The organism is Legionella waltersii (genome assembly GCF_001468085.1).
GTDB classification, from domain to species: Bacteria; Pseudomonadota; Gammaproteobacteria; order Legionellales; family Legionellaceae; genus Legionella; species Legionella waltersii.
Window position 1 is genome coordinate 444,403 of sequence record NZ_LNZB01000051.1, and the last position, 14,033, is coordinate 458,435.

Below are 14,033 nucleotides of genomic sequence, written 5' to 3' on the forward strand. Positions count from 1 at the left end.
TATCTGATTATAAAAATGTTAATCCATCTTGGGCAATAAGTTTTCGGTATCGGTGGAGTTTGTTTCTGTTTTTTTATTACTACTAAAGAAGCATGCACCTCCAACACCTAATCCTAATGCAACGGCACCACCGACAATTACCGCAATACCTACTGGAGGAGCAATGACCGTAATTACACCGACTACTGCAAGTATACCAATAACAAGGGCTACACCTCCAAGAGCAGCCAGGAGTTTAGAACAAAATGACAAAGTGCTTGAGCAACTTACGGCGTTGCTGGTAGAAGAAAACAAAGGTGATTTTTCATTGACCGGAAATTGTTTTGAATTAGTGCTCGATAGATCAGATACCATAGGTGTTACTCTATTACGGTCTTGATTTACAAGCTGTAAAGGCTCAGTTATAGCTCTAGGAATGCTAACAGGTTTTGGAAATGTACTATTAGAGCAAAGTAGAGGGTTAACATAGTCAGATACTGACCCATCTGTTGCATATTTAACAACTAAATCTTCATGAAGATCATATCCTCCACCCTGTGTCTTTGCTACCCGATAATAAATTCTGCCTTGGGTATTTAAATGCATCAATTGATTTCGAAATAGATCATCACCATGATTTTCTAATTGATTAGAAGGAATATTTTCATGAACGATAATATTACCCTTTGAGATAACTTCTATACCATAGATGTGAAAACGATCTGAACCAAGATCAATGATTCTAAGATGGTAGCCCTTTTCAAGAGAGAATAAATCAACCGAGCCATCAATTACAAAAATAGAGTCACTATAAGTTAAACCTTGTGCTCGAAGACTTATACCCATAGCAACTTGATATAATGTCAGATTGTCTTGATGATCACTCATGTATTCTTGAAGGGTTTTAATAGTTTCCATTTCTTTGTCTTCATTCTCGATATATTTAACTATAGTAAAGTGACATTAAGAATAGATTAACACCACTGTTCATAGAGGTCAGGAGGTTTAGTCTTGACACGACAGGAGATTCGCATTTAAGTACACTTTAATTTTTATAACGCGACAAATTCCTTCGAGAACGCTTGCAAACCATCCATAATCATTGTACATTGTGTGCTCAATTCTAAGGCGGTTAAGCGCATAATACAATTTTCTAATTTCAGTATATGGCAAGCAATTATTTAGGTCTAAGAGACGTTTGCAAATCAATCATTTTTGATCATTCCTTATTAACAGACAATTCATCATTAAAGGTACTAGAATGAGAACACAGGAGCTGCATCCCCGCACGGCTGTCATCAATAAAACCCAAAAAAATCAAGCTAAGAGAGCTCGTTCAGAAGCTTTAACCTGGCTTGCTGCAAAATTTCCTGAGTCTTTTGATAATTCTTTAAGAATTCGGCCTTTAAAAATTGGGATCATGAAAGATATTCTAGACTATGCTGATGAAGCAGCGGCGGCTGGAATATCCAAAAGTAAATTGCGTGAGGCTGTAGTTGTTTTTTCAAGAAGACTAGATTATTTAGCTTGTTTAAAAGCCAAGGAAATGCGGATTAATTTGTTTGGAGATGCTGTTGCTGAGGTAACCGTTGAAGAAGCGGAACACGCAGCCCTTAAAATTAAGAAACGCATCGAGAAAAGTGTAAAAAATGCTCGTAAATCGATGGTAAGCAAATCATCCAGCCAACAGCTGACCAATGATAACTATTATGGAAGTTCAAAAGGGAGTCAACATGAACTCCAAGACGAATCTTATTCTACCGTTTATCCCTTAAGAAGCTCCGCATACTCACAGCAGTCTTCTCAAACCCCTCCAGTAAATAAAGCACCTGCTGTAATCGTAAAACACAAAGCGACCAAACAGTTTGATCCTGATGCTGTAGCGAGGCTAAAAGCAAAACTAGGACTGTCCATTAAAGCAAATGAAACAAAGGAAACGGCCGAGTAAATGAAGATGAGGATTGTTTGTTGGCTATGGCTTGTTTCTCAGATCAGTCTAGCCGCACCAAAATTTGTTGCACTCCATCCAAACGAACTAGCCAATTATCAGATTCACACGAAGGAGCTATGCCTTACTGCGCAAAATACACTGTCTTATTTGAATAAAGGCAGTGAATACGATCCACAAGTAATACATGGTGGAAAAATCCTTCCTATTCCCTTAGAGAGAGTGAAGAAAACTTTGGTATTTGTTTGCAATAACCAATCCAAATTAAATGATCCCCAATTTATTAAACAACATTTTGAATTTATTCGCTGGTATCCAGATACGAGCAAAGCAAAGAAGTTATCTAAAGGAAAACCACTTCTACAACACTTACCTACAGATAAAGTGTTAATGACCAAGTATTTCGTACATTTAGCCAAAGCAAGCACAAAGCCTTCTTCACTAAGACCCTATGCCCTGTATGCTTTGCCAGCTGATGAAGCCAATTTAAGCTTGGAAGCGGCCAATGCAATACCTAATTTGACACGCTTTAAGTACGGAAAACACGCCATTTTAAAAGGGGCGTTAAATCACAAACCAGTAAAAGCACTTGCTTATTTAACAAGAGACGATCTAGAAACAACCCTTTTACAAGGAACCGTGGTGGCTGATTTTGGTCCGCCAATAGGAAAAAAAATATTCAATGTTCACCGTAACAATAACATTGCTTATGACCGTTCAAAAGGACCTTACGAGCAAGAGCGTTATTGGTATTTTAAAGAGGTTGATGGGATAAAGGGATATGGGAAAGATGCTGAACACAAGATCACTGTCTATCCTGAAGTCACTTTTGCTGGGGATTTAAACGAATTTGGTTTAGGAAGACTCTTATTTATTCAATACAAGAACAACACTGGTCAAACTCAATCTAAAATGGGTATTCTTGCAGATACTGGTGGAGCATTTGATTTTAATTTATATCAAATTGATTATTTAGCAGGAAGTTTTTCGGGTAAAGAAGGCTTATATAAGGCCACGAGATCCTTGCCTGACTATGTTGAAGCGTACTTTATGTTGGTTAAAGAAAACTAGGAAGGAATACGTTGTTTATCACTGAGAAGGATAGGGTAAAGAAAGTCCATTTTCCCTCGATGTAATGAATCGATCTAAATATCCCTAGAGGCACGAGTTGGTCGATTGATATTCATCTCCTATATCGTCTGAAAGCACGGATGGTTTTAGGTTATCACCAGAAACTGTAAACAAAGTAGCGCCATTTTTAGCTTCACCATTACAAAATGAAGTCACTAATAGATGCATATCCGTATTCTTACTTTCTTCACGGGTTATACAATCCAATAAAAATTTGATTTTATCATTTGTGGATAATTCTTTAGGAATTTTATAGAAGTTTTGAGCCAGTGAACTTAGAGTTAAAGTCACTTCAGCTTCTTCTTTGGTAATCACAAATATGGGTTGGAAGTAAAGAGTAGCACCACTATTTACGCCTATTGTTTCAGTTGCAACAGTTAGCTTATTTCCATTAATATCAATTAGCCTTCTCATTGTCTTTCCTTCTAGTTATGCACTTTGTGCGTTGAAAAAAAGCATGCTACGCAAATTAGAATCTAATTACAAGGTGCATTAATACTGAGAATGGACGATTGATGTAAATATAAAACAGCGTGTTCTCTTTACTATTTATGTGTAAAGACATTAATGATATCGAAACACATCATTTTGCTAATGAAATAATTTCCATGCAATTCGTTCCTCCGGGCGTACCAATCTTTGCTCCCCTGGTAAGAAGAACATATCCCTTTCGCTCAATGTGATTGGCTTTCACCAATTCATTGATAATTTCTTCGTTGAGTTGTTCTGGATTGATTTCATGAAAATTGATGTAAATGGGAAAGACATTATTCATTAAACAGAGTCTGCCAATCGTGCGCTTGTTGGCTGAGATGGCAAAGATTGGAACGGTACTGTGTTGCCTTGATATCCATAAGGCTGTATCGCCAGATTCAGTGAGTGTAACAATCGCTTGAATGGGAAAGTGATTGGCTGCGTGCATAGTTGCCGTTGCGATTGCTTGATCTGCTCTAAGATAATGGCAAGCTTCCGTAGCATTTTGTAGAATAAAGTTAGCATGCTTTTCAGCACTTAAGCAGATTTTATTCACCATATTAATGACTTTTACTGGGAAAAGGCCGCTGGCTGTTTCAGCTGAAAGCATGACCGCATCGGTTCCGTCTAAGATGGCGTTTGCAACATCAGAGACTTCCGCACGTGTTGGTTGGGGATTGGATATCATGGATTCCATCATTTGAGTCGCTGTAATGACCACTTTATCAAGCCAACGAGTCTGTTCAATGATGTGTTTTTGAATCGCGGGTACTTCTGCAGCACCCACCTCAACCCCTAAATCACCTCGAGCGACCATAATCGCATCGGACTCTTGAATGATGTCAGTCAGATGATCCAATGCTTCCATGCGTTCAATTTTAGCAATAATGGATGTTGATTTAGCACCATATTCTTCCAGTAGACTTCTGGTTTGACGGATATCTTGCGCATCTTTTACAAAGGACAAACTGATGTAATCTACTTCGGCTTTGATAGCCGTTTTCAAATCGGTTTTATCTTTTTCTGTTAAGGTTCTAGCCGCTAAACCACCGCCTTTGCGATTGAGGCCTTTCAGATCGCTAAGAACTCCACCTTCTATGACTTGGCATTGGATTTTTGAGCCTGAAATGGTTTCAACCTTTAACTCGATAAGCCCATCATTGATTAAGAGATGATCTCCTTCAGAAAGTTCATCCGCTAAACTAGGGTATGCTACTGAAACACCTTGAGTATCACCCAGTGTGTTTTCCGCGTTACAATCCAGAGTAAATTGTTGTCCATCCACTAAAGTAATGGATTTGTCTTTGAAGCGGCCAACGCGTATCTTTGGTCCTTGTAAATCAGCCATGATGGCTACAGGATGATTTAATTCAGTGGCTAATTTGCGCACTAAGGCAATAAGTTCTAGAGCAGATGCATCGGCATGAGAAAAGTTGATGCGAACTACATCAACCCCGGCAGTCAATAGTTCGCGGAGTACGTCCGGATCCTTGCTGGAAGGACCCAGGGTGGCAACAATTTTAGTTCTGCGTTGTGTCATTCTTAGCGCGCTCCTGCAAAATGGCAACTGCTGGTAATGTTTTTCCTTCTAAACATTCCAGAAATGCCCCGCCTCCTGTCGAAATATAGGAAATTTGTTGGTTCAGATCGTAGAGATCAATAGCTGCCAAAGTATCGCCACCTCCAGCAATCGAGAAGGCATCGCTTTCAGCAATTGCAATTGCAATTGCTCTAGTTCCATAGGCGAATTGTGGGAACTCAAATACACCTACAGGACCATTCCAAATAATGGTATTGGCTTGATCAATGGCATCTAGGTACATGCTGATCGTATCAGGTCCAATGTCTAGGATCATGTCATCTTCTGCAACATGGGCTAATGTTTTATTAAAAGCAGGGCAGCTCTCGCCAAAGAATTTACCTACTACGACATCGGTGGGCAAAGGAATTAAACAATCCTTTTCTTTAGCAAGTTGTAAAATCGTTCGAGCTTCTTCTAGTAAATCAGGCTCACACAAAGAAAGACCAACTTCATACCCTTGGGCTTTTAGGAATGTATTGGCAATACCGCCGCCTGGAATCAGGCAGTCTACCATCCCCACTAATTGCTTTAGCAACGTTAATTTAGAGGAGACTTTAGCACCCCCAACAACGGCAACGATGGGTTTTTTAGGATCTTTGAGTACATGTTGTAATGCATCCAATTCCTTTACAAGCAATGGGCCTGCAACAGCCATTGGCGCATACTGGGCAACTCCATAAGTAGATGCTTGTTCCCTGTGTGCAGTTCCAAATGCATCCATAACAAAAATATCGCAAAGACTAGCTAATTTTTTTGCTAGGTTCTGGTCATTCTTTTTTTCACCCTGATTAAAGCGAACATTTTCACAGAGGGCTAATTCACCAGGTTTAACATCGACCCCATTTAGGTAATCGCTTACAAATTTAACCGGATGATCCAAATTATTTTTTAAATAATCGGCAACAGGTTGTAAGGAAAATCGTTGTTCAAAAACACCTTCTTCCGGGCGACCAAGGTGTGAAAGAACAATGACAGCTGCTCCACTTCTTAAGGCTGATTGGATCGTTGGCAGAGCTGCCTGTAGGCGTTGATCACTAGTAATGATGCCATCCTTGATTGGGACATTGAGGTCCTCTCGAATTAGAACTCGTTTGCCAGAGAGGTTTATGTCACTCATTTTAATCAGGTTCATTGTTTATCCTTTAGCAATTCATCATTTGATGAGCAGTATCTAACATACGGTTAGAGAAGCCCCATTCATTATCGTACCAAGCGACTACCTTCACTAAGTTGCCGATAACTTTTGTTTGGGTGGTATCAAAAATTGACGAGGCTGGGTTATGGTTAAAATCACATGAAACCAGTGGATCCTCGTTAATGTGTAAAATTTTACTTTTGGCTTTGCGCATCAGATCATTGACTTCGGTAACAGAGGTATCACGCTTTGCAATGAAGGTTAAATCAACTACAGATACGTTAAGCACAGGAACGCGCATAGCAAATCCATCTAACTTTCCTGCCAATTCAGGTAAAACCAAGCCCACTGCTGCTGCAGCACCAGTTTTAGTTGGAATAATGGATTGTGTAGCAGAGCGAGCTCTACGTAAATCTTTATGACTGCCATCAAGAAGCATTTGATCTTTAGTATAAGCATGGACTGTGTTGACTAACCCAGACTCAATTCCCATTGCATCATTGAGCACCTTGACCACAGGAGCCAGGCAGTTAGTGGTGCAAGAAGCATTAGAGACAATAACGTCCGAAGCACGGATTACTGAATGATTTACCCCATAAACAACGGTGGTATCGACCCCTTTTCCAGGTGCAGAGATCAATACTTTTTTAGCTCCAGCTTCAATGTGCTTCATCGCAGCATCTTTACTGGTGAAAAATCCAGTGCATTCAAACACTAAATCAACGTTTAAGTCTTTCCATGGAAGGTGGGCAGGATCACGCTCAGCAGTAACTTGAATGCTGTGACCATCAATAATTAGGCAGCTTCCTTCAACGGCTACTTCTGATTTAAAGTGACCATGCGTTGAATCGTAACGGGTTAGATGGGCTGTGACCTCAATGCCTGATAAGTCGTTAATGGCAACGACTTCAAATTCATTTTGTCTGTTGTATTCAAAAATCGATCTTAAAATGCAACGACCAATGCGGCCATAGCCATTTATTGCGACTCGTATTGTCATACTGCTTCTCCGAGTTGGATATCCCCATTGGCTCTCTGATTGTTCATAATAGAGCCAGTATGGGTATTGGTTATTTAATGGTTTGTTTTGTTATTGCTTCTAAAGTACTAATAATTTTATTCACTGTAATGCCAAAATAATTAAACGCTTGTTCAGCTGGTGCCGAAACACCAAAGCCATCGATACCAACTACTGCGCCATCAAGGCCTACAAATTGATACCAATAGGGGCTGCTGGCGGCTTCAATTGCTACTCGTGTTCGCACTTTACTTGGCAATACGTGTTCCTTGTAAGATTCATCTTGTGCTAAAAATCGCTCTGCACAAGGCATGGAAACAACTCGAACGTTGAATCCTTGAGATTTTGCTTGCTCAGCCGCTTTAACGGCTAATTGTACTTCTGAGCCTGTTGATATAAGTATGGCATCTGGTTGACCATTAGAATCTACAAGAATGTACCCTCCATTTTTAATGAGCTCAGCCGAACTTGGATTATGGTTTAAAGCGGGTAAATTTTGTCGAGATAGCAATAGGGCTGAGGGTCCATTGTGGTGCTCAAGAGCCTGTTCCCATGCTACAGTGGTTTCAACAAGATCCGCGGGTCTCCATACGGACATTCCGGGGGTTACCCTTAACATGGTTGCATGTTCAATGGGTTGATGTGTTGGGCCATCTTCGCCGAGACCAATGGAATCATGAGTAAAGACGTAAATAACTCGTTGCTTCATTAAGGCACTTAGACGAATAGCATTTCTGGCATAGTCTGAAAAGACAAGGAAGGTGCCACCGTAGGGTATAAATCCACCATGTAGGGCAATACCGTTCATGATTGCAGCCATACCAAATTCACGAACACCATAGTAGACGTAATTACCAGACAGGTGATGCCCACTAATGGCTTTAGCCCCTGTCCAATCTGTATTGTTAGAACCAGTCAAATCAGCTGATCCACCAATCATCTCCGGCAAAAGAGCGGCAAAGTGTTCAATGCATTGTTGAGAGGCTTTGCGAGTTGCAACGGATTTGCTGTTGCTTAAACATTGATTCAAAAAGCTCGCTTTTGACTCATTCCAGTTGTCTGGAAGGTCTCCATTGGCTCGGCGAAGTAACTCAGAGTATTCAGTAGGGTATTGCTTTTGATAGTCATGGAGTTGCTGCAACCACTGTTGCTCTTCTTTTTCACCTTGTTCGCAATGATTCCAATCTTGGTAAATAGGGTCTGGAATTTCAAAGGGAGCGTAGGGCCAGTTAAAATATTCACGAACTTTTGCGATGTCATCTGCACTTAGAGGAGCTCCGTGAGCTTTTTCGCTTCCAGCAACAGACGAACCAAGGCCAATGATGGTTTTGCAAATAATTAAACTGGGTTGGGTTGTATTTGCTCGAGCTTCTTTGGTCGATGCCTCTATGGCTTTTGTATCATGGCCATCAATTGGGCCTATGACTTGCCAATTGTAAGCTTTAAATCGTGTGGCAGTATCATCAGTAAACCAAGATTCAACTTTGCCATCAATGGAGATGCCATTGTCATCATAAAACACAATTAATTTATCTAATCCCATGGTCCCAGCTAAGGAGCAAGCTTCATGGGAGATTCCTTCCATTAAGCAACCATCACCAACAAAGGCGTAGGTGTAATGGTCAATGATTTGAAAGTGATCACGGTTGAAGTCATTAGCAAGAATTTTTTCAGCTAAGGCCATTCCCACCGCATTGGCTAAACCTTGGCCGAGTGGACCCGTTGTGGTCTCGACTCCTGGTGTGTGTCCGAATTCAGGGTGACCTGGCGTTTTAGAATTTAGTTGACGAAAATGCTTGAGTTCATCCATGCTAAGTTGATAGCCGGATAAATGCAGTAAGGCATACAGCAGCATGGAGCCATGCCCATTGGACAGTACAAAACGATCGCGATTAAACCAGTGAGGGTTTGTGGGATTGTGTTTTAGAAATTGTTTCCACAAAACAGTTGCAATATCTGCCATGCCTAATGGCATGCCAGGATGGCCTGATTGAGCTTGGTTTACTGCATCGACACTAAGTAGTCGTACAGCGTTAGCTAGTTCTGTAAAACGATTCATTCTGTCTCTTGTGCATTTAACGGAGGCACTATTGTCTCTCAGAAGCCAGCAATCGGCAAGAAAAGCATTCATTTTTAGGTGTATAATTTGTAAACTTTAGGTCAATATGATAAAAAAAATTTACCTTCTGACCAAATTTTGGCATAATTGCGTACTGTCGTTTTTTAGTAAAATAACAGCACACATTTCTCACGCTAGAAATGACACTGTTCAAATCAGTTATTATAACTATTAATCTTACTTAATGCATTATGACGCCACTATTTATCCACTTAACAAAGATGTTTCCTGAACTCCAAGCATTGGAGGCCGTTGGGGTCGATGGAAATTCGAACATCAACCACGTAGTGGCTAAAATAGGCCCGGAATTTTACACCAAAATTATTGGTTTCCATCCCCATTTGAACATGGAATACAGCATTTTATGTCAAAAAATTCGACATGATCTCACTTATTCCGATGCGTGCAATAAAGAGCAACTCGTCCAAGAGATAAAAGATGCGCTTAAAATGGCAGAGCTTTTGGAATACCTAAACCTGCATTATTTAATTGTTCCACGTGAAGTCCGACGACTAAGAAACCATAAAAAAATGTACCGAGAATTACTCACGGACATTGCTGGGATTGCCTTTACCCCAGAAACGAATGTTTTGGAGGTCGACGTTGGTTGGTCATTAAGTCAGTTGATTCGTGAAGATACTGGGGCATCCAATTGGTACCGAATTTTGTTGTCACGAACCAATAGAATTCTGAATGCATTTGTGGCTATTGAGGTCACTTCGGAAGCATTTGCCTTATTTATGGCGCGAGCTAATGTTTATTTGAGCCCATTTCTTGCTTATTTGGGCTGGTGTTTCTTTATCCCAAGACTGTCTACGAATTTGTTTTTACTGCTCAAGCACCTTATTCCCAATCCGTGGATGGATGACGATGAACGCTCAATACGCTGGACTAATCGTTTACTTGCTCAATTGCAGAGACGTTGGTTTGAATTAGCGAATGATAGCCTTTGGTGTACTGTTGGATTGCTCAATTGTTTTCTTTTGGTCGGCCCCCTAGCACCAATAGGGGTGTATTTAACCATTGGTGCATTTGTTCTTGATGTGGTGATCGTATCCATCAGAGCTTATATTGAACTGAATCGTTTGCATGATCTAAGAAAAGCATACCAGGAAATACTCAATGCTTCTGAGGATGAAGAAACCAGACAACAAGCCAAAGAGTTCCTTAACTACATCGACAATCGAATTCAATTTGAACATCTTCGTTCAGGGTTGGCCATAAGCGGTGCTGTGGCTGTTGTCGCTGCCATGTGTTTGACCATGCCTCTGCTCGTAGCCTGTGGTCCACTGATGCCTTTTGTCGGTGCTGTTTTACTGATTATGATATGGGCAGCCATGTACATTCTAACTAACCAACTAGAACAATACAGACCCAAAGATGCTGTTGAAAAACCGTCTTCATCTGCATTAAGCAAATTGAGTTTATTTGCAAAACCAGAGCCTTCTCCACGAGAACCAACTGTTCAACAAGTCGATACAGTGGAAATGGTTTCACTGAATGAAACTGAGTTAGTTACCGCAACAGGACATAGGCTTTAACCTTAGTCCTGTGATATGCTGTTGGCAATTTTTTTTGAGGAAATAAAACATGTCAACAACTATAGGATTACCTCAATTTAGTCGAGTTGATGTCAATCATTTTAAGACAAATCTAGAAGCACTTTTAAAAAATAATTTAGAGCGAATTGATCACCTGCTTAAAGAAAATCACTATTACACTTGGGATAATTTAATGTATCCATTGGATGATTTAGGCGATTCTTTAGAACAAATGTGGTCGCCATTCTCTCACTTGCATTCAGTGATGGACTCCAAAGAATTACGCGATTGTTATGAAGCATGTTTGCCTTTGCTTTCTGCCTACGATGCAGCAATTGGGCATAATCACAAGCTGTACCAGGCAATTAAATCGATTGACCAACATTCATTGGATGTGGCTCAAAAAAAATTAATTCAAGACAGTCTACGAGACTTTGAGTTGTCAGGTGTTGCTCTTTCTGCAAAAGACAAAAAGCGTTTCGAAGCCATTCAAGCACGTCTGGCGGAGTTATCCAGCAAATTTGAAAACAATGTGTTGGATGCAACTCAAGCTTTTACTGTGCATTTGCCAGATGACACGAGAATTAAAGGCTTGCCAGAGCATGCAATCAGTACTGCTAAGGAATTAGCGAAGGAAAAGGATCTTCCGGGCTATGTGCTCACCCTGGAATACCCAAGTTTTCAAGCAGTGATTACTCATGCAGAGGATAGATCTTTACGAGAGGAATTGTATCAAGCTTTTGTGACCAGAGCTTCTGAAAAAGGGCCTAATGCTGGTGAATTTGATAACTCTAAAATCATTGATGAAATACTAGCTTTGCGCCATGAAAAGGCTCAATTGTTGGGGTTTAAGCATTATGCAGAGCTGTCTTTAGCCACAAAAATGGCGGATACCCCAAATCAAGTCGTCGACTTTATGATGGATTTAGTGGGTAGAACCCGAAAAAAGGGGCAGATCGAGTTTGTGGAATTGCAACAATTTGCGCTAGAGAAATACAAATTTGATAGTGTAAATCCTTGGGATGTTGCTTACCTGTCAGAAAAACGTAGGCAGGATTTATTCTCTCTGTCACAAGAAGAACTGCGTCCTTACTTCCCCCAGCCGAAGGTGATGCAAGGCCTATTTGCCATCGTTAAAAAACTCTATGGAATGAGTATTCAAGAGATTCCAGGAGTCGATGTTTGGCATAAAGACGTACAGTGTTATTGCATTGTGGACGAGCATAACCAAGTTCGCGGCTATATCTATACGGATCTGTTTGCTAGGCCCAATAAGCGTGGTGGCGCATGGATGGATTCTATGCAAAGCAGAAGAAAACTTGAGGATGGAACAATCCAAGTACCGATAGCGACATTAACTTGTAATTTTGCGAAAGCTTCTGGGAATAAACCAGCACAACTTTCTCACGATGAAGTAGTGACCTTGTTTCATGAGTTTGGACATTGTTTACACCACGTCTTAACTCAAGTGGATTATTTGGATGGCTCTGGAATAAATGGAGTGGAATGGGATGCAGTCGAGCTACCCAGTCAGTTTTTTGAAAACTGGTGCTGGGATAAAAGTTCCCTTGTTCTATTGTCCTCCCATGTAGACACAGGGGCACCTTTAACGGATGAACTCTATGAGCGCTTAATCGCGGCGAAGAATTTTCAATCTGCCATGGCGATGTTAAGACAGATGGAATTTGCCCTGTTTGATTTCAGAATTCATCAAGAGTACAACGGAATTAAAGAATCTTTTGTTGCTGAAACCCTAGCGGATGTGCGCACTAAAACGTCGGTGATTCCGTTAGCCCCATACAATCGATTCCAACACAGCTTCAGCCACATTTTTGGAGGAGGTTATGCTGCTGGATACTACAGTTACATGTGGGCAGAAGTATTATCAAGCGATGCGTTCTCGCGTTTTGAAGAAGAGGGCATATTTAACCCCAAAACAGGTCATGATTTTTTAAAAGCCATCTTAGAAGCCGGTGGCTCCAAAAAAGCATCCGATGCTTTTATTGAGTTCAGAGGAAGACCTGCAACGATAGATGCTTTGTTAAGGCACAATGGGATCATCTAAATTCAGTAGCATTAGGGTTTGCTGCCAATTCGCTAGGCCAAGACCATAGAATTGTCAACAGACCCTAACTATTGGTTGGTGTTTTATGTTATACTTATAGTGTAACCAAATTGGGGGCGACCTGGCTTCGACGTGGGTTGCAAAACCAGAGGTGCATGCCGAGAATGAGATCTCTCGTAAAACAGGCTCAATTAAATATAAATGCAAATGATGCAATCTTCGCTGATGACGTTGATGGAGCAATTGCTGCTTAATCAAAGTCAAAGCAACGTGTACTGGCCTTAAACCCAGTGCCCCGTTGACCGAGCTCGCTTATCGGTATCGAATCGACGGTCATAGAAGATAAGCTAGTGTCCTAATCCATCCCGGGTTAAGATGCGAAACTTAGGGAATCGCTGTGTCTAATCCTGCCCGTCGGAGGAGCCACAGTTAAATTAAGTAGACAAGGCTACGCATGTAGATCCAAAGGCAGAGGGCTTGCGGACGCGGGTTCAATTCCCGCCGCCTCCACCAATTAACTTATTGATTTATATCATTATTCCCATTGATTTTTTCAACCGGCGCCATTGAGGCACTAAAATCACATTTTTCATCAAGCGTAGGTCGGGGCAAGACCCGATATTGTACTATGATGTCATATAGATCTCTTTGGGTCACGACCTTGCTATTAAGATAAGAGCATCCTTGTTCATGTAGGACGTAATTTTTTAATTAGTCTATTCTTTAATTACTTATACCAAATTAATTCATATATAAAATGAGAAAAATAAATCTCGTCTTGCTTATATATTTAATTAGCTCCTGTATTTTAGATCAAAATATATTTGCTAGAGAATATTATGATTTAAACTGTTCAGAATCCAAAAAATTTGTTTGTACTGATCAGCAATGTCAAATAATTCCATCAACAATCACCATGCAAATACATATAGAAGATAACAATACATTTGTAAATGTCATTCAGCACCCTAATCGGACCACTTTGTCATCACCTAAAGGGACCACCCCATTAGCACTTAATGGGACCACCTAGTCATCACT

Annotated in this window: 10 protein-coding genes and 1 other RNA gene; 5 read left to right on the forward strand and 6 right to left on the reverse strand. The window is 40.6% G+C overall.

Annotation, left to right across the window (positions count from 1 at the left end; all coding sequences use genetic code 11):
- Positions 1 to 18: 18 nt before the first annotated feature.
- Positions 19 to 897, reverse strand: coding sequence for a hypothetical protein (locus tag Lwal_RS11760; RefSeq protein WP_058480983.1), 879 nt, complete (start codon positions 895 to 897; stop codon positions 19 to 21).
- A gap of 343 nt (positions 898 to 1,240) precedes the next feature.
- On the opposite strand from Lwal_RS11760, the gene Lwal_RS11765 reads away from it, so the two are divergent.
- Together Lwal_RS11765 and Lwal_RS11770 are read left to right on the forward strand one after the other, a co-directional pair.
- Positions 1,241 to 1,927 carry a ProQ/FinO family protein gene (locus Lwal_RS11765; protein WP_058480984.1) on the forward strand — a complete coding sequence of 229 codons (687 nt, stop codon included), beginning with the start codon at positions 1,241 to 1,243 and terminating at the stop codon, positions 1,925 to 1,927.
- Positions 1,928 to 2,998 carry a hypothetical protein gene (locus tag Lwal_RS11770; RefSeq protein WP_058480985.1) on the forward strand — a complete coding sequence of 357 codons (1,071 nt, stop codon included), beginning with the start codon at positions 1,928 to 1,930 and terminating at the stop codon, positions 2,996 to 2,998.
- Between the two features lie 84 nt (positions 2,999 to 3,082).
- Here Lwal_RS11770 and Lwal_RS11775 read toward each other — a convergent pair whose 3' ends face one another.
- From Lwal_RS11775 to tkt, 5 genes are all read right to left on the reverse strand, one after another.
- Entirely contained in the window at positions 3,083 to 3,472 is a 390-nt protein-coding gene (locus Lwal_RS11775; protein ID WP_058480986.1) for a hypothetical protein, read from the reverse strand.
- A 169-nt stretch (positions 3,473 to 3,641) separates the two neighbouring features.
- Positions 3,642 to 5,072 (reverse strand): pyruvate kinase, encoded by a 1,431-nt coding sequence (gene pyk / locus Lwal_RS11780; RefSeq protein WP_058480987.1) that lies wholly within the window; start codon positions 5,070 to 5,072, stop codon positions 3,642 to 3,644.
- On the reverse strand, positions 5,053 to 6,246 hold the full coding sequence (locus Lwal_RS11785) for a phosphoglycerate kinase (RefSeq protein ID WP_058480988.1): 1,194 nt from the start codon (positions 6,244 to 6,246) through the stop codon (positions 5,053 to 5,055). Before Lwal_RS11785 ends, pyk begins: the two co-directional genes overlap by 20 nt.
- A 10-nt stretch (positions 6,247 to 6,256) precedes the next feature.
- Positions 6,257 to 7,249: a type I glyceraldehyde-3-phosphate dehydrogenase gene (gene gap / locus Lwal_RS11790; RefSeq protein ID WP_058480989.1), complete on the reverse strand. Its 993-nt coding sequence runs from the start codon at positions 7,247 to 7,249 to the stop codon at positions 6,257 to 6,259.
- Between the two features lie 70 nt (positions 7,250 to 7,319).
- Positions 7,320 to 9,326, reverse strand: a complete 2,007-nt coding sequence (gene tkt, locus Lwal_RS11795; RefSeq protein WP_058480990.1) for a transketolase — start codon at positions 9,324 to 9,326, stop codon at positions 7,320 to 7,322.
- A gap of 251 nt (positions 9,327 to 9,577) precedes the next feature.
- Here tkt and Lwal_RS11800 point away from each other — a divergent pair, with 251 nt between their 5' ends.
- The 3 genes from Lwal_RS11800 (at position 9,578) to ssrA (ending at position 13,505) form a co-directional block, all read left to right on the forward strand.
- Entirely contained in the window at positions 9,578 to 10,927 is a 1,350-nt protein-coding gene (locus Lwal_RS11800; RefSeq protein WP_133141212.1) for a hypothetical protein, read from the forward strand.
- 49 nt (positions 10,928 to 10,976) lie between these two features.
- The gene (locus Lwal_RS11805) at positions 10,977 to 12,992 is read left to right on the forward strand and encodes a M3 family metallopeptidase (RefSeq protein ID WP_058480992.1); all 2,016 of its coding nucleotides are present in this window, start codon (positions 10,977 to 10,979) and stop codon (positions 12,990 to 12,992) included.
- A gap of 112 nt (positions 12,993 to 13,104) precedes the next feature.
- Positions 13,105 to 13,505, forward strand: a transfer-messenger RNA (tmRNA) gene (ssrA, locus tag Lwal_RS16805).
- Positions 13,506 to 14,033: the final 528 nt, after the last annotated feature.